Genomic DNA, 18,767 nt, shown 5'->3' on the forward strand with positions numbered 1-18,767 from the left:
ACGTCGCACAAATGCATAAATAATGTAAACGGAATGTGATTTGGCACCGATAAGCATAAACCCAACGGCACCATTTCACGCCGATATACTGCGCGGTACGGGCGCACCCTGAGTGGCCCAATCCCATACCAGCGCCGATTGTTGCGTGTAACCAAGTTGTTGCATAAAGGTCGCTACCAATAGCGGGGCGACATCTGCCACTTCCACGCCGGGTACGTGCTGGCTGACCTGCGTCATCACCATGCCCGCATAGCCGCACGGGTTAATACGCAGGAACGGTGTCAGGTCCATATTGATGTTGAGTGCCAGCCCATGGAAAGAGCTGCCTTTGCGAATGCGTAGCCCGAGTGAACATATTTTGGATTCCTGCACATACACACCCGGCGCATCAGCGCGGGCATGAGCGGTGATACCGAGCTGTGCCAGTGTACCGACCACGGTATTTTCAATGGCGGTGACCAGTTCCCGCACGCCCACTTTTTGGCGTTTTAAATCCACCAGCACATACATCACTTGCTGGCCCGGTCCGTGATAGGTCACCTGACCGCCGCGATCGCTTTGAATCACTGGAATATCGCCGGTAGTGAGCAGATGCTCTGCCTTGCCTGCCTGACCTTGGGTAAAAATGGGAGGGTGCTGTACCAACCAAAGCTCATCCGCGCTTTGTGTGTCACGCAAATCGGTAAACTGATGCATCGCCAATGAGACTGGCTCATAAGGTTGTACGCCAAGCTGACGTACGATGATCTTATCCTGTAGCAACATCGTGATCTTCAGATTAAGGAAAACAATGGAGCCGATTATAGTCGCGGGAAGCGCCAGCGAACAGCACTGAAACACATTTTCCCGCGATTATCCGGTCGGGCAGGCATCATGCCCTTACAGCACGACGTGCACGATATCCATAGCGCCCAGCTCTTCATAGAGCGTCTCGACTTGCTCAATGTGTGTGGCGGTAATGGTGATGGAAACCGAATGGTAATTGCCTTTGCTACTCGGTTTGACCTGCGGGCTATAGTCGCCCGGCGCATGGCGTTGCACCACTTCGACAACGCGGTCTACCAATTCTGGCTGCGCGTGTCCCATCACCCGGTAGGTGAATGAGCAGGGAAATTCGAGCAGTTCGTTGAGTTTGGTTTTCATATGTTCCCCAGATGGATCGGTGCCCATGCTGATCGTCGCTGTTCAATAGCGTTTGGTTCAACATAAAGTATAACTCCCGCCGCAGCGGGAGTAATCATCTCTGAATATGGGGCCAAAAATGGTTAACCCAAGAGCTTAGCCCAACCAGCGACGGAACATCAGGCGAATGTAGTCAAACAGACGGCCAAAGATGCCCCCTTTTTTGACTTCATTCATCACGACAAGAGGACGTTGTTCAATGGTTTTGCCATCAAGTTGGAAGTTGATGGTGCCAACCACCTGGTTCTTGCTCAGCGGTGCGTGCAGTTCCGTGTTATTGAGCACGTAGCTGGCTTTCAGATCTTTCATCCGACCGCGCGGAATGGTGAGGTAGGCATCTTTTTCCACGCTCAGGGAAACTCTGTCGCTATCACCGAACCAGACGGGCTCAGACGCAAACTCTTTGCCGGCTTTCAGCGGTGCAACGGTTTCAAAGAAACGGAAACCCCAGGTGAGCAGCTTTTTGCTCTCGGTTTCACGACCTTTGAAGGTGCGTCCGCCCATAACTACCGAGATCAAGCGCATTTGACCTTCAGTGGCCGAGGCAACCAGATTGTAACCTGCCGCATTGGTGTGGCCGGTTTTGATGCCGTCCACGGCCAGGCTGCTGTCCCATAACAGGCCATTGCGGTTGGTCTGTTTGATGTTGTTAAAGGTGAACTCTCGTTCTTTATAAATGGCGTACTCGTCTGGCACATCGCGAATCAACGCCTGGCAAATCAGCGCCATATCACGCGCGGAGCTGTGTTGTCCCGGCGCATCCAGGCCGTGCACGGTCTGGAAATTAGTGTTCTGCAAACCCAATGCTTTCACATAGTTGTTCATCAGGCTAACGAAGGCATCCTGGCTACCCGCCACATAATCAGCCATCGCAACGCAAGCATCATTACCCGATTGGAGAATGATGCCGCGGCTGAGTTGTGAAACCGGTACGCGATCGCCCGGTTTCAGGAACATCAGCGACGAGCCCTGAAAGGTCGGGTTGCCGGTTGCCCAGGCATCTTTGCCGACGGTTATGATGTCATTCTGGGTGATCTTGCCGGATTTCAGCGCCTGACCGATAACATAACTGGTCATCATTTTGGTCAGACTTGCGGGATCGCGGCGCGCATCGGCATTCATTTCTGCCAACACTTTGCCAGAGTTGTAATCAATCAGGATGTACGACTCGGCGTCGATTTGTGGTACGCCGGGGATCATCGTCTTGAGATTGACGTCTTGCGCATGGGCCGTTGTGGCAACGCTGACGGCAAGCAGCGTGCCCAGCGCTGTACCTAAGGTGAAACGAGACGTGATAACAATATTCATGATTGGAACTACAACATCCGTGGAGTGAAGTTAAAAAACGAGCCCTACTATAGCAGATGCGCCATAGCGCGGCACCAGACATTCCGTTACGTGATTTTGCTAAAGCAGAATGGCGTAACAACCTCATGCCCGCACGTTAACAGGCGGCGGACAGGGGCGCGAGAGGATTATTGCGCGTCTGCCGCCGTGACAAAGGCGTGCTGCTGAGCTTCTGTTGCCAAACGCTGCTGAAGGTCAGTGGCCTGTTGGCGGTTTTGAAAAGGACCAAGCTGAACGCGATACAACCCGTTGCTGGGAGTCACTTTTCCCGTCACGTGGAAGCGTTCACTCAGGCTTTTCAGCCAGGTTTGCGCACGCTGTGGGTCACTTAGCGCCCCGACCTGAACGAGATAGCGTCCGTTACTGTTGCCAATCGGTGTCGCTGCGGGCGTCACGGCAAGCGGGCGCGCTGCTGTGGTTGCTGGCGCGTTGGTCACAGGCGTAGCGGCATGGGTATTTTCCAATACGCCAGAACGCAGGGCGGTCGGGGCACCCAGAAATCCGCTTGGGCGCGCACTGGTGCTGCTGGCTGGCATGTCGCTGTTATTTTGCACACCGAGAGCGCTGTTACTTACGGGCCTGCTGGCGATGGCTGTCGGAGCGCTGGTTTCCATCATGGGCGTACCCAATCCGCTGGCACCGAGGTTCGGGCGATCGGGCAGGGCAAAACTCTGTTTGGCGACGGTTGTCCCAATAGTGCCTGGCCCGGAGAGCGTGCCATCCGGTGCGACCACGATCGCTTCAACTTTCACTTTGGTATTGTTGGAGATATTGAGACGATCGCCAGCCGCCTTAGACAGATCGATGATTCTGCCCGGCGTATACGGGCCGCGATCGTTCACGCGCACCACCAGACGGCGGCCGTTGCTCAGGTTTGTCACGCGGACATAGCTGGGTAATGGCAGAGTGGGGTGCGCAGCAGTAATGGCGTTGGGATCGAATATTTCGCCGGTAGAGGTACGATTCCCGTTGGCTTCAGCGCCGTACCAGGTTGCCAAACCGACCTCGGATAAGTTCTGCGCGTTCTGGATCACCTTGTAGGTTTTGCCTTTGATGGTGTAATCCTGCAACGTGCTTGGATTATAAGGCTCATAGCGCGGCTCGGCTCCGCCAATCTCTTCCACCGGACCACTATAAGCCGGGGTCGGCGTAATCGGCGCGCGCGGGGCTTCCGTGGTGGTACAGGCTGCAAGCATCAAGGTGACGATGCTGACCCAAAGCCAGTCCTTACGCATGTGTTTACCTCACTTTATAGGTTTTTCGAGAGCATCTTACGGTGCGTGTGGATTGACATCACAATGCCAAACCCTGCCATCAACACCACCAACGCCGAGCCGCCGTAACTGATAAGCGGGAGCGGCACCCCGACCACGGGCAATATGCCACTCACCATACCGATGTTAACAAAAACATAGACGAACAGAATGAGAATCAGGCCGCCGACCATCACCCGGCCAAACGAGGTTTGGGCATTGGCGGCAATTACCAGACCTCGCATGATGACAAACAGATACATGGCGATCAGAACCAGCACACCAATCAACCCCAACTCCTCTGCCAATACGGCAAAAATAAAGTCGGTATGGCGTTCGGGCAGGAATTCAAGCTGTGACTGGGTGCCTTGTACCCAGCCTTTACCTGACAAGCCCCCTGAGCCGATAGCAATCTTGGATTGAATAATATGGTAGCCCGCCCCCAGCGGATCGCTTTCCGGATCGAGCAGCATCATCACGCGGGCGCGTTGGTAATCGTGCATCAGAAAGAACCAGAGCACGGGAATAAACGCCGCAAGCAACACCAGCGCCACGGCGATCAGTCGCCAGCTCATGCCCGCGAGAAAAAGCACAAACAGGCCGGATGCCGAGACGAGAATCGACGTGCCCAGATCGGGTTGCGCCGCCACCAGCAGGGTCGGCAAAAAGATTAATACCAGGGCGATCCCGGTGTTTTTCAGCGATGGTGGACACATATCACGGTTGATAAAGCGCGCTACCATCAACGGCACGGCAATTTTGGCAATTTCTGACGGCTGAAAACGGACAAAGCCAAGATCAAGCCAGCGCTGTGCGCCTTTACTGATCTGACCGAACACATCCACCATGATCAACAGGATGACACAGACGATATAGAGATAGGGTGCCCAGCCTTCGTAGACGCGCGGCGGAATTTGCGCCATGGCGATCATCACGGTAAGACCAATGGCTATCTGTGCCGCTTTACGCTCCATCATGCCGATATCCTGGCCGCTGGCGCTCCACATCACGAATAAGCTATACCCCAGCAGGGCCAGAATACAGAGCAGGAAGGGCAGGTCGATATGCATCTTGGTCCAAATCGACCTTTTTTGTTGGCTTTCAGTCATGGCGGCGGTTACTCGCTTTCAGAAACGGGTGCGCTGGGTGGCGCATCGGGCAATTCGGTGTTGTTATCGCCCAGCATAATGTGGTCGAGCATCTGGCGTACCAAGGCGCTGATAGCAGGGCCTGCACCGCCATTCTCCAAAACGATTGAGATGGCAATTTTGGGGTTGTTATAGGGGGCAAATGCCGTCAACAGTTTGTGGTCACGCAGGTGTTCGGCGATTTTATGCGCATTGTAGGTCTCATTTTCTTTCAGGCCAAATACCTGCGCCGTACCGGTTTTTGCTGCGATCTTATAGGGCGCATCGGCAAAAAATTTATGCGCAGTACCGTTCTGACGGTTAGCAACCCCGTACATCCCGTCTTTGGCAATTTCCCAATAGCTGGCACGCACATCGCTAAGTCGCGACACTGCTTGCTGACGATAAGGTACGATGACGCCGCTATTGCGAGCACTATAGAGCAGGTGTGGTGTTTTCACGTTGCCATCGTTGATAAGCGTCGTCAGTGCTTTCGCCATTTGAATCGGCGTGGCAATCCAGTAGCCTTGACCAATGCCAACCGGAATGGTGTCCCCTTGATACCAAGGACGTTTGAAGCGTTTTTGCTTCCATTCGCGCGTGGGCATATTGCCGGAACGTTCTTCCGCCAGATCGATACCGGTGTATTCTCCGTAGCCGAACTTGTTCATCCATTCTGCCAGGCGATCGATACCCATGTCATAAGCGACCTGATAGAAGAAGGTATCCGCAGACTCTTCCAGCGATTTGGTCACGTTCAATCGGCCATGGCCCCATTTTTTCCAGTCGCGAAACCGTTTTTCTGAGCCTGGTAATTGCCACCAACCGGGATCGAACAGCGAGGTGGAGGGGGTTATCACATTGGCGCTTAACGCAGACGCGGCAATATAGGGTTTCACCGTCGACGCCGGAGGATACAGTCCCTGCGTGGCGCGGTTGATCAACGGTTTGTTAGGGTCATTAAGCAGTGCGCGATAGTCTTTGCTTGAGATGCCATCAACGAACAGGTTGGGATCGTAGCTCGGGGTGGAAACCAGCGCGCGCAGGCCACCATCGCGTGGATCGATAATCACCATCGCTGCCCGACTGCCTTCCAGCAGTTTTTCAACGTAGATTTGCAGGTTGAGATCGATGGTGAGGTAGATATCCTGACCCGCCTGCGGCGGCTGCTCGTGCAGTTGACGGATGACGCGCCCACGGTTATTGACTTCCACCTCTTCATAACCGGGTTTACCGTGCAGAATATCTTCGTAATAGCGCTCAATGCCCAGTTTTCCGATGTCGCGTGTGGCGGCGTAATCGGCAATTTTTTCTTCCTTACTCAGTCGCTCTACGTCTTTATCGTTGATTTTTGATACGTAGCCGAGGACGTGGGTGAGGGCAGAGCCATACGGGTAATAGCGGCGTTGATAGCCTTTGACTTCCACGCCGGGAAAACGGTACTGGTTGACCGCAAAACGGGCGACATCAACGTCGCTTAAGGCGGTTTTGACCGGAATGGAGGTGAAGCGGCGTGAGCGTTTACGTTCTTTCTCGAAGTTTTCCAGATCATCATCAGTGAGATTGACGATGGGTTTCAGAGCAGCCAGCGTGTCTTGCCGGTTATCAACTTTGTCCGGCACCAGTTCCAACTGGTAAATGGTGCGGTTGAGCGCCAGTGGAATACCGTTGCGATCGTAAATGATGCCGCGGCTGGGCGCGATGGGCACCAGCTTAATGCGGTTTGCGTTTGAGCGTGTGCGGTAGTCATCAACGCGCACCACTTGCAAATGGTACAGATTGGTCACCAGCACGCCGGAAAGCAGCAAAATACCGATGAACGCCACTAAAGCACGACGTACGAAAAGGGCGAATTCCGCCGAATAATCACGAAAGGGTTTATGTTCTGTTTTCATCCGGCAACTATTTCGTGTGTTTCATCGTACAGTCTTACTCTCTAAATGGTAAGGGTGATTGGTGGTGATGCTCCAGGCCCGATACAGGCTCTCTGCCACCAATACGCGCACCAACGGGTGCGGCAGCGTTAACGGTGACAGCGATCAGCTTTGCTCCGCCGCCGCTTTGCAAGCGGGGGCCAGCCCTTCCGGGCCGCCAATCAGCAGGCTGACGTCGCGCCCGTCCTGTTTCCAGCGTTCCAACTGGCTGGCAAGCTGCGGCGTTTCCCACGGCGTACCGGGAATATCCAGTGTCACAATACGGTTACCTTTCCCCACTGCCGCCAGCATCAGTTCTCCTTCGCGCTCGAGAATGCGTTTGATATCCGCATTCTTTCCCCGTTTACCAGCAGGGATCTCCGTGAGCTCGAAGGGCATGTCTTTGGGAAAACGTCGCAGATAATCCGAAAAACCTGTCTGCACCCAGTCCGGCATTTTGGTGCCAACGGCGACCAGTTGCAGCCTCATGCTAGCTCCACAGCTTTTCCAGTTCGTACAGTTGACGGCTCTCTTCCTGCATCACGTGCACCATCACATCACCGAGATCGACAACCACCCAGTCAGCACCCTGCTCACCTTCAACACCCAGTGGGATCATTCCGGCAGCGCGTGAGGCTTGCACCACATGGTCAGCGATAGACGAAACGTGGCGGCTGGATGTACCGGTGCAGATAATCATGCAGTCGGTAATGCTGGATTTGCCACGCACGTTCAGCGCAACGATATCCTGGCCTTTTAAATCATCTATTTTATCAATAACAAAATCTTGGAGTGCTTGGCCTTGCAAAGGTTCCTCCTGCCTGGCGGTTCAACCGGAGAAATGTGCTCCGGCGGGGTAAAAAGGGTTGCGTGTTCATGCGTGACGCACCGCAGGTGTTTCAGGGTATTATCGGCCTATTTTGCGGCCCGTATTGTGGCATAGAAACGCGCTTTACCGTTTTTTACCGGACTGAAAAACCAGCGCCGGAGTATAGCATGCCCGGTGAGAGAGTGGTATGTGGGAAGCGGGTTAACGGTATAAGTCGTGAGCATCCATAAAATGCAGCACGGCAGGGGGAACCAAATCGTCGCAGGGTTCACCCTTCTGACGGCGCTGGCGAATCTTCGTGGCAGAGACGGTGACCAGCGGTGTGTGCGCCAAATAGATCAATCCGTGCGGCTGCGTGTGGAGATCTGCGGCATTTTCAGTACTGTGTGCTTCCAGCCACGCCTGCTGTTCTGGTGTGTCCAGCGTGGTGCGGTAACCTGGACGTGCGCAGACCAACAGATGACACACCTTGAGCAGGTCTTGCCCGCGGTGCCAGGCGTGTAATGTAAGCAGCGAATCCTGGCCGATAATAAAGGCCAACGGAATGTTATCGCCCATTTCTGCGCGGATCATCTCCATGGTATCAATGGTGTAAGACGGCGTGATGCGCTGCAATTCACGGTCATCCACGCTGAATAACGGCGTCTCGGCGATTGCGAGTTCTACCATGCGCTTGCGCTGTTGCGAGGTAGCTTCAGGCTGTTCGCGGTGAGGCGGTACGTTATTGGGCATCAGCGTGATGCGCGTTACGCCTATTTCATCCGCCAACGCGGTGGCTGGACGTAAATGCCCGTAATGAATGGGATCAAAGGTGCCGCCGAAGTAGGCGATCAGTTCAGGGGGAGTAACGCTAATCATTGGCGTTGACCATACCGGGTGCAAGCGCCTTGCCGCACAATAACAGCGTCAGCGTTTGCATTTCTGGCCAGATGGATTGGCCATAATCCTGTTTTAGCGTCAATTCCAATCGCGTCAGCAGATGCATGGCCTGCTGCAACTGACGTCCATTGAGCCGTTGGAGTGCCTGAGTGAGCAGTGTGCGTCGGTTTTGCCACACTTTATGCTGATCGAACAGGGTGCGTAACGGTGTTGTCGCCATGTTGCGCTGCAAGGTCACCAACAGCGTCAGCTCACGTTGCAGCGTGCGCAGCAGGATCACGGGTTCGCTGTCTTCTGCTTGTAGCTGTTGCAACACATGCCAGGCGCGTTTGCTTTTGCCTGCCAGCAGGGCATCCAGCCAGTGAAAGGGCGTGAAGTGCGGGGCATCGTTTACCGCCTGCTCAACGCGTGGCAGCGTGAGCTTGCCGTCAGGATAGAGCAATGACAAACGTTCCAGCGCATGCATCAACGCCAGAAGATTGCCTTCATAGCAGTAACACAGCAGTTGCGTGGCGGCATCGTCCAGTTGCAGTTTGCGTTGCTTGGCGCGTTGTGCCACCCAGCGCGGTAATTGAGCCTGTTCCGGTGTTAAACAGTTGATGATCACGCCATGCTGCGACAGTGCTTTATACCAGGTGCTGTTTTCTTGCGCTTTGGTGAGTTTGCTGCCGCATAGAATAGGCAATACGTCCTGATGCAGCAGTCCAGCCAGTTTGACCAGATTTTCTGCCATGGTGGCGTTGGGGCCGTTTTCCGGCAGTTGCAGCAGCAGACTTTGCCGTGAAGCGAACAGGCTGAGTGCCTGACATACGCTGAAAATAGCATCCCAATCGGTGCTTTGATCGAGTGTGAAGCTGAAATGCTCGGTGAAACCCTGCTCACGCGCGCGATGGCGCAGCGTATCCAGGCTTTCCTGCAACAACAGTGGGTCGTTGCCAAACAGCAGATAGCAAGCGCGCAGCCCTTCATTGAGCTGCGCGGCAAGCTGTTCCGGATAGATACGGATCATGAACGCCCGTTGTTAACGCTGATGACGGTAGCACGTTGCTGGCGGTTTTTTACCTCATCACTGCCGTTGATGGTCATCAGTTTACGCACTAACTGCTCGGCAGCCTGACGGCGCATCTCCTTACGTATGATGTCCTGCTCGGCGTCTTTTGCCAACGCGGCGAGCGGGTTATCAAAGAAGGTGCGGAACACCGTGACCGAGAGTGGATAAATATCTTCACCCGGCAGCAGCACCTGCGCCTGAACGGTCAGCACCAACTGGTACTCTGCGGTGGTCCCATCCTGGAAAATAGAGACCGTGTCTCTGGCTTCCGTGGAGCCGAGAATACGCAGGGATGCGATATCCTGACGCGCGGCGTCTTCCTCGATTCTTACATCACTGGCACGTAGCTGATCGCGAATGGCTTGGGTTAACGGACCAAAAGGATCGTTACTGGTCAGCGTTAATACCTTCAATTCGCTGGGCAGTTGTGTGGTGCCACGCAGATGAAAACCGCAGCCGGCGGTGACCAGCACCGCCAACCCCAGCAACAACGTGAATAAACGATGTCGCACAGTGCCTCCTTGGCTTAACCTACAACCAGGTTAAGCAGTTTTCCCGGAACGTAAATGACTTTACGTACTGTAACGCCTTCCAGGTATTTTGCCACCAGATGTTCCTGTGCGGCACGCGCCTGAACCTGCTCCTGCGTGGCATCGGCAGCAACCTTAATTCTGCCGCGCACCTTGCCGTTCACTTGCACCACGACCAGTTTGGAGTCTTCCACCATGGCATCTTCATCGGCAACAGGCCACGGGGCCGTGTCGATATCGCCATTGCCACCCAGCGCCTGCCACAGTGTGAAGCAGGCGTGCGGTGTGAATGGGTATAGCATACGCACCACGGCCAGCAGTGCTTCCTGAGTCAGTGCGAGATCCTGCTCGCTCTCTTGCGGCGCTTTTGCCAGCTTGTTCATCAGTTCCATCACAGCGGCGATAGCGGTGTTGAACGTCTGACGACGACCAATATCATCGGTGACTTTAGCAATGGTTTTGTGCAGGTCGCGACGCAGTGCTTTCTGATCTTCGGTCAGCGCGGTCACATCCAGTGCACCGGTAGCGCCTTTTTCTGTGTGGTCGTAAACCTGTTTCCACACACGCTTGAGGAAGCGGTTAGCCCCTTCAACCCCTGATTCCTGCCATTCCAGCGTCATTTCTGCCGGAGAGGCGAACATCATAAACAGACGTACGGTGTCGGCACCGTATTTCTCTACCATCACCTGCGGGTCGATACCGTTGTTCTTCGATTTCGACATCTTGCTCATGCCCGCGTACACCAGTTCGCGGCCTTCTGCATCGAAGGCTTTCAGGATGCGTCCTTTGTCATAGCGTTCCACGGTGACGTCAGACGGTGATACCCAGATACGTTCGCCGCTGTTGCCGGTGTAGTAGAAGGCATCAGCCAACACCATACCCTGACACAACAGGCGCTTGACGGGTTCATCGGAGGTGACCAGGCCAGCATCACGCATCAGCTTGTGGAAGAAGCGGAAATACATCAGGTGCATGATGGCGTGTTCGATACCACCTACGTATTGATCGACCGGCAGCCAGTAGTTGGCCGCAGCCGGATCGAGCATACCCTGATCGTATTGCGGGCAGGTGTAGCGCGCGTAGTACCAGGAAGATTCCATAAAGGTATCGAAGGTATCAGTTTCACGCAGCGCAGGCTGACCGTTGACAGTGGTTTTCGCCCAGTTGAGATCGGCCTTGATGTGGCTGGTAATGCCATCCATGACCACGTCTTCCGGCAGAATCACCGGCAGTTGATCTTCTGGTGCCGGGATAACGGTGCCATCCTCCAACGTCACCATCGGGATCGGGGCACCCCAGTAACGCTGACGGGAAACACCCCAATCGCGCAGGCGATAGTTGACTTTGCGTGCGCCAACGCCGAGTGCGACCAGCTTGTCAGCAATGGCGTTAAAGCCCGCCTCGTGATCCAGACTGCTGAATTCGCCTGAGTTGAACAGGGCGCCTTTCTCGGTCATGGCTTGTGCAGAGATATCGGGTTCGCTGCCGTCCAGGTTCAGGATAACGGGTTTGATCGACAACTGGTATTTGGTGGCGAATTCCCAGTCGCGCTGGTCATGGCCCGGAACGGCCATCACCGCGCCGGTGCCGTAATCCATCAGCACGAAGTTGGCCGTCCACACTGGCAGTTTTTCGCTGGTCAGTGGATGTACCACGAACAGGCCTGTCGCTATGCCCTTTTTCTCCATGGTCGCCATATCTGCTTCGGCAACCTTGGTGTTACGGCATTCATCGATAAATGCGGTCAGCGCCGGGTTAGTGGCGGCAGCGCGCAGCGCCAGCGGATGGGCGGCAGCTACCGCGACATAGGTGGCACCGATAAATGTATCCGGACGCGTGGTGTAGACGGTCAGCTTGTCGGCGCTGTCTGCCACGTCAAAGGTGATTTCCACCCCTTCCGAACGGCCAATCCAGTTGCGTTGCATGGTTTTGACCTGCTCCGGCCAGCTTTCCAGCGTGTCCAGATCGTTCAGCAGCTGATCGGCGTAATCGGTGATTTTGATAAACCACTGCGGGATCTCTTTACGCTCCACTTTTCTGTCACAGCGCCAGCAGCAGCCATCAATAACCTGTTCGTTGGCCAGCACCGTCTGATCGTTCGGGCACCAGTTCACCGCTGAGGTCTTCTTGTAGACCAGACCTTTTTCATACAGCTTGGTGAAGAACCACTGTTCCCAGCGGTAGTAATCGGGTTTGCAGGTGGCGACTTCACGATCCCAGTCATAGCCAAAGCCCAACAGCTTCAACTGATTTTTCATGTAATCGATGTTGTCATAGGTCCAGGGGGCCGGTGCGGTGTTGTTTTTTACCGCAGCGCCTTCCGCCGGCAGGCCGAAAGCGTCCCACCCGATCGGTTGCAGGACGTTTTTCCCCAACATGCGTTGGTAGCGGGAAATAACGTCACCGATGGTGTAATTACGTACGTGCCCCATGTGTAAGCGGCCAGAAGGGTAGGGGAGCATGGAAAGGCAGTAGTACTTTTCCTTGCCGGGCTCTTCGGTCACTTTAAACGTTTTGTTTTCTTGCCAGTGAAGCTGGACGCGAGTTTCTATCTCTTCTGGGCGGTATTGCTCTTGCATGGCTGCGAGGGGTCCTATTTAGTAAAGAAGCGCTACACCCGTAGCGTGTTCCGATTCATCATAATTATCCGCATAGCATAGCTGATAAGCAACGCTGGCAACAACCGTCTCTATGTCTTAACCGCTGATTTATGCGCGCAAGCGGCAAAGTTGGCAAAAGTGGGGTAAAGAGAGGCAATGAGCACGAATAGTGGTTAAAACCGTCTAAAATAGAGAGGGATAGCTAAACAGGTATCATCATCGCCCCGCCAATGTTAACCAATCCGCGTATTCAGGAGGCACCATGAACAAGAAAGCCCAGCATTATCGTGCGCTGATGTCTTCCATCATGACGCGTTTAAGAGCCGGTGAACGCGATCTGACCCAGATGCTCCAACACGCCCGGGAGAGCTTGCACGACAGCGAAGATCTTACCCACCGCGAACGCGAAGATATTATTCAGTCCGTAGAGCGCGATTTGGCCGAATTTGCTCAGCGTTACACGGATAGCAAGGACGAGGATTTATCCGATAGCGTCTTTCTGCGTGTCATCAAGGAGAGTCTGTGGCAAGAGCTGGTGGATATCACGGATAAAACTCAGTTGGAATGGCAGGCACTGTTTAAAGATGTTAGCCATCACGGCGTTTACCACAGTGGCGAAGTCGTCGGGCTGGGTAATTTGGTGTGTGAAAACTGCCATCACCATTTGGCATTTTATACGCCGGAAGTGCTGCCTCGTTGTCCGAAGTGTGAGCACGATCAGTTTCAGCGCCAGCCTTTTCAGCCCTGACGAGGTAGTTTAAGGGAGAGGCGTTCCCGCGCAAGCGGGAACGCGCGTCGCATCATCAGGTGCTGCGATACTGGATAATGGCTTAGTGCAGGATCTTCGCCAAAAAGTCTTTAGCGCGCTCGGATTTGGGATTGTTGAAGAACTCGTCTTTAGGCGTGTCTTCCACAATCTTGCCTTCATCCATGAAGATAACGCGGTGTGCCACTTTGCGCGCAAAGCCCATTTCGTGGGTAACGACCATCATCGTCATGCCTTCTTGCGCCAGTTCAACCATAACATCCAGCACTTCGTTGATCATTTCCGGATCGAGCGCAGAAGTCGGTTCGTCAAACAGCATGGCAACCGGGTCCATGCAGAGTGCGCGCGCAATGGCGACACGCTGTTGCTGACCGCCGGAGAGCTGGCCGGGAAATTTGTTAGCGTGCGCGGACAAACTCACGCGATTGAGCAGCTTGGTGGCCTTTTCACACGCGGCCTCTTTATCACGCTTGAGCACTTTCACCTGCGCCAGCGTCAGGTTCTCAATGATGGAGAGGTGGGGAAACAGTTCAAAGTGTTGAAACACCATACCCACTTTGGAACGCAATTGCGCCAGATTGGTTTTCTTGTCGTTAACTGAGATGCCGTTAACGTCAATCTGACCTTGTTGCACGGGTTCAAGGCCATTAACCGTTTTGATTAACGTGGATTTCCCGGAGCCTGATGGCCCACAAACGACCACCAATTCACCTTTCTTCACTTCTGTCGAACAATCGGAGAGCACCTGAAAGTGACCATACCATTTGGAAACGTTTTTTAGAGTAATCATCGAACAGTCCTTCTTTTCAGGTAACTGACCAGCATTGATGCGCTAATGCTGATAACGAAATAAACCAATCCGGCAAACAGCACCATTTCCACCTGAGTTCCGTCGCCCTCGCCAATGGTTGACGCGGTGCGGAAGAAGTCCGCCAGACTCAGTATGTACACCAGGGAGGTGTCCTGGAACAAGACGATCCCTTGCGTCAGGAGTAACGGCACCATGGCGCGAAACGCCTGCGGCAGGATCACCAGCTTCATGGATTGCCACTGTGTCATGCCGAGCGCCAACGCTGCGGAAGACTGTCCGCGTGAAATGCTGAGTATGCCCGCACGGATAATTTCAGAGTAATAGGCGGCTTCAAACAGCGAAAAGGCTACCATAGCGGAGATCAGACGAATATCCGTTTTTGGTGATAGCCCAAGCACATTTTGTAATAAGCTAGGAACCACAAGGTAGAACCACAACAGCACCATCACCAGTGGGATGGAGCGGAAGATGTTAACGTAGCCTTTGGCAAACCAGCGGATCGGGGCGAAAGACGATAACCTCATTACCGCCAATACGGTTCCCTACAGGATGCCAAACACCACGGCAGTCACCGTGATTTTCAGCGTGACCACTAGCCCTTGCAGCAGGTAGGGCATGCTTGGCGTAATGGAGCTCCAGTCAAATTCGTACATTATTTACTCCCCATATTGCCGGGCAAACGGGTCTTTTTCTCAACCACTTGCATGATCAGCATAATAATGGCGTTAATCGCGACATACGCCAGCGTGATGGCGGTAAAGGACTCATAGGCGTGCGCAGAGTAATCCAGCAGTTTGTTTGCCTGTGCGGCCATGTCCACCAGCCCGATGGTCGAGGCGATGGCCGAGTTCTTCACCAGGTTGAGCATTTCAGACGTCAGGGACGGTACGATAATGCGATAGGCGTTGGGCAGCAGAACGTAGCGGTAGGTTTGCGGCAACGTTAGCCCCATCGCGAGCACCGCGGCTTTCTGGCCGCGCGGCAGAGATTGGATACCTGCGCACACCTGCTCGCAGACGCGAGCGGCGGTAAACAGGCCCAAACAGACCATGGAGGAGACGAAAAACTGAATGTTGGGATCCAGTTCCGCTTTAAACCACATGCCGATGCTTTGCGGCAGTAATTCGGGAACCACCAGATACCAGGCGAAAAATTGAACGATAAGCGGAACGTTACGGAACATTTCCACATAGCAGGTACCGAGACCTGACAGAAAACGGTTGGGTACGGTGCGCAAAATGCCGAAAATCGAGCCGACAGCGAATGCAATGATCCAGGCGCAGACTGACAGCGCCACAGTGACCTGCAACCCAGACCAAATCCACCCAAGATAAGTGGTATTACCGAACGGGGCGGCTTGTAAAAAAATACCCCAGTTCCAATCTATAGACATAGCAAACTCCGGTAAAAAAAAGGGTAGCAGAGCTACCCTGAAGATTGATGAGTGGCGATAACCCATTGGTGGGAAAGGGCAGTGCGGATAATCAACACCTGCGATATCCACCGCTTGGGCCGGGACGCCAGACGGGGAACGACCGTCTGACGCCTGTCTGTCCAGACACGAGTCAACAATCGAGGGCAAGCTGTCTACCCTTGTTTTCACTTGTTGTTAGTTTAATGCTTTATCGTTAGGCGCTTTGAACAGCGCCTTCATCTCTGCTGACAAATCGAAGTTCATGTTGAGATCTTTAGGCGGAATCGGCTGTTTGAACCAGCGATCAAAGGATTTTTCCGCTTCACCTGAGGTTTGCAACGTCGCAATAGTCTCATCAACCAGTTTTTTGAACTGCGGATCGTCTTTACGCAGCATACAGCATAGGCTTCTTCGGATTGTGGGGTGCCGACGATCACCCAGTCGCTCTGCTGTTTGGCTTTGGCACGTTCACCGGCCAGCAACGCATCATCCATCATAAAGGTAACGGCGCGGCCTGTTTCCATGGTACGGAAGGAATCGCCATGGTCTTTTGCGCTGATGATGCGCATATTAAGTTTTTTCTCTTCATTCAACTGGTTAAGCAGTTTTTCAGAGGTGGTGCCAGAGGTAACGACCACGGTTTTACCCGCCAGATCCGGGAAGTCTTTAATACCCGCGGCTTTTTTAGTCAGCAGACGCGTACCAACGATAAAGATGGTATTAGAGAAGGCGGCCTGTTGCTGACGTTCCAGGTTGTTGGTGGTTGAACCACATTCAAAATCAAAGGTGCCATTTTGCAGCAACGGGATACGGTTCTGGGACGTGATCGGGATCAGTTTGACCTGAAGATCGGCAACGCCAATTTTCGCTTTGACCGCATCGACAATTTTGTTCGAGTAATCCTGAGAGTAACCAACCACTTTCTGTTGGTTGTCATAGTAGGAAAATGGCACGGAAGACTCACGGTGGCCAACAACGATGACGCCATTGTCTTTAATCTTTTTCAGCGTCCCCGTTAATTCTTCTGCATGAGCCAGGCTGCTTGCGGCTGTACCAATCAGAAGCAGTGACAGTGCCAGTTTACGCATTTGCATGTTGTAACTCCTTTGCTGTTGTGATGACGGCAGTCGCTATGACGCTAAGGCGGTTGCGAATTCAATCATGCCGATAGAGCGCTCTCTCGGGTGCGACGGGTTATGCACCATAAAAGAGCGAGTACTTGCGTTTATCTTTAAAAAATAGCCGATTGTGAACAAAATGAAATAAATTTGTTTGTCTTTTGAGAACTCAACTGCACTAAATCACTGCACCAAAATCGTTTAGCACTATTTTGGTGCGCTGATTGCCCCATTAGGGTGCTTTTTCGCTGGTTTTCAGAGAGCAAATAACGGAATCATCCCGTTACACTCTGTTATTCAATGAATAATAAGCAAATGATGTGCCAATTATGCAAATAGGAGATGGCGGTATTACACGAAGGTATGGTGGGTATTGACGGGAAACCGGCAGGTCACGCCTGCCGGTTATTGCATTAACGACGCAGACGCGCGATGCAGGCTACATCGGCAAGCACGGCGAGAATGATCCACATTGGCCAGGCACCAAAGCGTGCGTAAGGGGTGATCCCGGTGGTTGGCGTCACTTTGGTGAGCAGTACTTTGCGCGTAAACTGCGGCAGTTCGGCACTGATTTCACCCTGCGGTCCGATAACAGCAGTCACGCCATTGTTGGTCGCACGTAGCAGCGGACGCCCTAACTCAAGAGCATGCATGCGGGCCATCTGGAAATGTTGCCATGGACCGATAGAACGACCAAACCAGGCATCGTTTGAGATAGTCAGCAGCACATCGGTATCAGGCCGGAAGTTATCGCGTACTTGCTGCCCGAGAATAATTTCATAACAGACCGTGGCCGTCATCCGTATACCGTTAACCTGGAGCTGAGGCTGTTGGTAAGGACCACGGCTGAACGAAGACATCGGCAGATCGAAGAACGGCGCTAACGGACGGAGCAGCGTTTCCAGCGGAACGAATTCACCAAACGGCACCAGATGATTCTTGTTGTAGCGATTGGTGCTGGGATAACGGTACGGTTCGCTGCCACCCAGCACGATAATGCTGTTGTAGAAGTCAACCTGCTCGTTTGTGCGGCGGCGTGCATCCACAACCCCCGTGACCAAACTGCTGTTGTGCGCACGCAGCAGGCCGTCGATGTACTGCAAATAGTCTTGCTGACGCGTTTCTACATCCGGGATGGCCGATTCTGGCCAGATAACGATCGGCGCTTTATCCAGATAAGGCAGCGTGGCGTCCCGGTAGATATTCAGAATCTGTTGCAGCGCGTTGGTATCCCATTTTTGGGCCTGGGCAATATTGCCTTGCACCAGCGCGACGTTGACTGCGCGCTCTGGTTGAGGCGTGAACCAATGGATAAACTTCAACGGCCAGGGAAGCAGCAGCAGCGCAATGGCGCAGTAAAGAGGGATAGTTTTGCGTCGTGTGGTACCAAACACCAGCAGGCCGGCAATGATGACCAACAAGAGGTTGATACCATCAACCCCAAGCAGCGGCGCCAGCCCTTGCAGCGGCCCATCGATCTGGCTATAGCCAAATTGCAGCCAGGGAAAGCCGGTGAGTACCCAACCGCGCAACCATTCAGTGAACTGCCACAGGACCGGCGCGACCACGATCAGACGCACCAGCGTCGTTCGCGGCCAAATACGCGTTAACAGCCCTGAGAAGAGCGCGGGGTAAAGCGACAGATAGAGCGCCAGCAGCACCACCAGAAATACGTTAATGGCTTCCGGCATACCGCCGAACTCGGCGACACTGAAGTACACCCAGTTTACTCCGCTGCCAAACAGGCCAAAGCCCCAGCTAAAACCAATGGCGGCGGATTGCCGCCAGGTTCTGTTCAGCGTCAGGGCTTGCAATCCGCACAACGAAACCAGCGCAGCAGGCCAGAAATCAAACGGTGAAAACGCCAGGGTGCCCCAGGCACCGCAAAACAGCGCCAGCAGGATGCGCACCCGCTGGCGTCGTAAAACAGACATGACAGACATTGTC

At 53.9% G+C, this 18,767-nt stretch carries 15 protein-coding genes and 3 pseudogenes; 1 reads left to right on the forward strand and 17 read right to left on the reverse strand.

Translation table 11 applies throughout. The annotated features are described in order from the left end of the window. Window positions 1–75: 75 nt before the first annotated feature. The 12 genes and pseudogenes from lipB to leuS form a co-directional block, all read right to left on the reverse strand. Window positions 76–765, reverse strand: a complete 690-nt coding sequence (lipB, locus tag CS369_RS04430; RefSeq protein ID WP_196906153.1) for a lipoyl(octanoyl) transferase LipB — start codon at window positions 763–765, stop codon at window positions 76–78. Window positions 766–879: 114 nt separating this feature from the next. Continuing rightward, window positions 880–1,143 carry a DUF493 family protein YbeD gene (ybeD, locus tag CS369_RS04435; RefSeq protein ID WP_196906154.1) on the reverse strand — a complete coding sequence of 88 codons (264 nt, stop codon included), beginning with the start codon at window positions 1,141–1,143 and terminating at the stop codon, window positions 880–882. Between the two features lie 135 nt (window positions 1,144–1,278). Beyond that, the gene (dacA, locus tag CS369_RS04440; protein ID WP_196906155.1) at window positions 1,279–2,490 is read right to left on the reverse strand and encodes a D-alanyl-D-alanine carboxypeptidase DacA; all 1,212 of its coding nucleotides are present in this window, start codon (window positions 2,488–2,490) and stop codon (window positions 1,279–1,281) included. Between the two features lie 167 nt (window positions 2,491–2,657). After that, window positions 2,658–3,764, reverse strand: a complete 1,107-nt coding sequence (rlpA, locus tag CS369_RS04445; protein ID WP_196906156.1) for an endolytic peptidoglycan transglycosylase RlpA — start codon at window positions 3,762–3,764, stop codon at window positions 2,658–2,660. 14 nt (window positions 3,765–3,778) lie between these two features. Further along, window positions 3,779–4,891 carry a peptidoglycan glycosyltransferase MrdB gene (mrdB, locus tag CS369_RS04450; protein WP_196906157.1) on the reverse strand — a complete coding sequence of 371 codons (1,113 nt, stop codon included), beginning with the start codon at window positions 4,889–4,891 and terminating at the stop codon, window positions 3,779–3,781. An 8-nt stretch (window positions 4,892–4,899) separates the two neighbouring features. Beyond that, on the reverse strand, window positions 4,900–6,804 hold the full coding sequence (gene mrdA, locus CS369_RS04455; RefSeq protein ID WP_196906158.1) for a peptidoglycan DD-transpeptidase MrdA: 1,905 nt from the start codon (window positions 6,802–6,804) through the stop codon (window positions 4,900–4,902). A 21-nt stretch (window positions 6,805–6,825) separates the two neighbouring features. Next, window positions 6,826–7,311 (reverse strand): annotated as a pseudogene (gene rlmH / locus CS369_RS04460) (23S rRNA (pseudouridine(1915)-N(3))-methyltransferase RlmH). Window position 7,312: 1 nt separating this feature from the next. Continuing rightward, window positions 7,313–7,630 carry a ribosome silencing factor gene (gene rsfS / locus CS369_RS04465; RefSeq protein ID WP_196906159.1) on the reverse strand — a complete coding sequence of 106 codons (318 nt, stop codon included), beginning with the start codon at window positions 7,628–7,630 and terminating at the stop codon, window positions 7,313–7,315. Window positions 7,631–7,852: 222 nt separating this feature from the next. Further along, window positions 7,853–8,509: a nicotinate-nucleotide adenylyltransferase gene (nadD, locus tag CS369_RS04470; protein ID WP_196906160.1), complete on the reverse strand. Its 657-nt coding sequence runs from the start codon at window positions 8,507–8,509 to the stop codon at window positions 7,853–7,855. After that, the gene (holA, locus tag CS369_RS04475; protein WP_196906161.1) at window positions 8,502–9,539 is read right to left on the reverse strand and encodes a DNA polymerase III subunit delta; all 1,038 of its coding nucleotides are present in this window, start codon (window positions 9,537–9,539) and stop codon (window positions 8,502–8,504) included. The genes nadD and holA overlap by 8 nt, the downstream gene beginning before the upstream one ends. Beyond that, window positions 9,536–10,093, reverse strand: a complete 558-nt coding sequence (gene lptE / locus CS369_RS04480) for an LPS assembly lipoprotein LptE (RefSeq protein ID WP_196906162.1) — start codon at window positions 10,091–10,093, stop codon at window positions 9,536–9,538. Before lptE ends, holA begins: the two co-directional genes overlap by 4 nt. A 14-nt stretch (window positions 10,094–10,107) precedes the next feature. After that, window positions 10,108–12,690: a leucine--tRNA ligase gene (gene leuS, locus CS369_RS04485; protein WP_196906163.1), complete on the reverse strand. Its 2,583-nt coding sequence runs from the start codon at window positions 12,688–12,690 to the stop codon at window positions 10,108–10,110. A gap of 283 nt (window positions 12,691–12,973) precedes the next feature. Here leuS and CS369_RS04490 point away from each other — a divergent pair, with 283 nt between their 5' ends. Then, complete coding sequence (locus CS369_RS04490) at window positions 12,974–13,459, forward strand: zinc ribbon-containing protein (protein ID WP_196906164.1); 486 nt, start codon at window positions 12,974–12,976, stop codon at window positions 13,457–13,459. 82 nt (window positions 13,460–13,541) lie between these two features. Here the strand turns inward: CS369_RS04490 and CS369_RS04495 are convergent, their stop codons facing one another. The 5 genes and pseudogenes from CS369_RS04495 to lnt all read right to left on the reverse strand — a co-directional run bounded on the left by CS369_RS04495 (window position 13,542) and on the right by lnt (window position 18,763). Next, window positions 13,542–14,267, reverse strand: coding sequence for an amino acid ABC transporter ATP-binding protein (locus CS369_RS04495; protein ID WP_196906165.1), 726 nt, complete (start codon window positions 14,265–14,267; stop codon window positions 13,542–13,544). Then, window positions 14,264–14,941: pseudogene (gltK, locus tag CS369_RS04500) on the reverse strand (glutamate/aspartate ABC transporter permease GltK). The gene CS369_RS04495 and the pseudogene gltK overlap by 4 nt, the downstream one beginning before the upstream one ends. Then, the gene (locus tag CS369_RS04505; RefSeq protein WP_196906166.1) at window positions 14,941–15,681 is read right to left on the reverse strand and encodes an amino acid ABC transporter permease; all 741 of its coding nucleotides are present in this window, start codon (window positions 15,679–15,681) and stop codon (window positions 14,941–14,943) included. The pseudogene gltK and the gene CS369_RS04505 overlap by 1 nt, the downstream one beginning before the upstream one ends. Before the next feature lie 216 nt (window positions 15,682–15,897). Further along, window positions 15,898–16,796: pseudogene (locus CS369_RS04510) on the reverse strand (amino acid ABC transporter substrate-binding protein). Between the two features lie 437 nt (window positions 16,797–17,233). Beyond that, window positions 17,234–18,763, reverse strand: coding sequence for an apolipoprotein N-acyltransferase (lnt, locus tag CS369_RS04515; RefSeq protein WP_196906168.1), 1,530 nt, complete (start codon window positions 18,761–18,763; stop codon window positions 17,234–17,236). Between the last annotated feature and the right edge of the window lie 4 nt (window positions 18,764–18,767).

The organism is Candidatus Symbiopectobacterium sp. 'North America' (assembly GCF_015762685.1).
GTDB lineage: Bacteria > Pseudomonadota > Gammaproteobacteria > Enterobacterales > Enterobacteriaceae > Symbiopectobacterium.

Excerpts from the sequence above, each read along its gene's own strand:
- nadD (WP_196906160.1), bottom strand. The coding sequence starts at position 8,509 with ATGATTAGCGTTACTCCCCCTGAACTGATCGCCTACTTCGGCGGCACC.
- rlpA (WP_196906156.1), bottom strand. The coding sequence starts at position 3,764 with ATGCGTAAGGACTGGCTTTGGGTCAGCATCGTCACCTTGATGCTTGCA.
- ybeD (WP_196906154.1), bottom strand. The coding sequence starts at position 1,143 with ATGAAAACCAAACTCAACGAACTGCTCGAATTTCCCTGCTCATTCACC.
- CS369_RS04505 (WP_196906166.1), bottom strand. The coding sequence starts at position 15,681 with ATGTCTATAGATTGGAACTGGGGTATTTTTTTACAAGCCGCCCCGTTC.
- holA (WP_196906161.1), bottom strand. The coding sequence starts at position 9,539 with ATGATCCGTATCTATCCGGAACAGCTTGCCGCGCAGCTCAATGAAGGG.
- CS369_RS04490 (WP_196906164.1), top strand. The coding sequence starts at position 12,974 with ATGAACAAGAAAGCCCAGCATTATCGTGCGCTGATGTCTTCCATCATG.
- lipB (WP_196906153.1), bottom strand. The coding sequence starts at position 765 with ATGTTGCTACAGGATAAGATCATCGTACGTCAGCTTGGCGTACAACCT.
- mrdB (WP_196906157.1), bottom strand. The coding sequence starts at position 4,891 with ATGACTGAAAGCCAACAAAAAAGGTCGATTTGGACCAAGATGCATATC.
- CS369_RS04495 (WP_196906165.1), bottom strand. The coding sequence starts at position 14,267 with ATGATTACTCTAAAAAACGTTTCCAAATGGTATGGTCACTTTCAGGTG.
- mrdA (WP_196906158.1), bottom strand. The coding sequence starts at position 6,804 with ATGAAAACAGAACATAAACCCTTTCGTGATTATTCGGCGGAATTCGCC.
- leuS (WP_196906163.1), bottom strand. The coding sequence starts at position 12,690 with ATGCAAGAGCAATACCGCCCAGAAGAGATAGAAACTCGCGTCCAGCTT.
- dacA (WP_196906155.1), bottom strand. The coding sequence starts at position 2,490 with ATGAATATTGTTATCACGTCTCGTTTCACCTTAGGTACAGCGCTGGGC.
- lnt (WP_196906168.1), bottom strand. The coding sequence starts at position 18,763 with ATGTCTGTCATGTCTGTTTTACGACGCCAGCGGGTGCGCATCCTGCTG.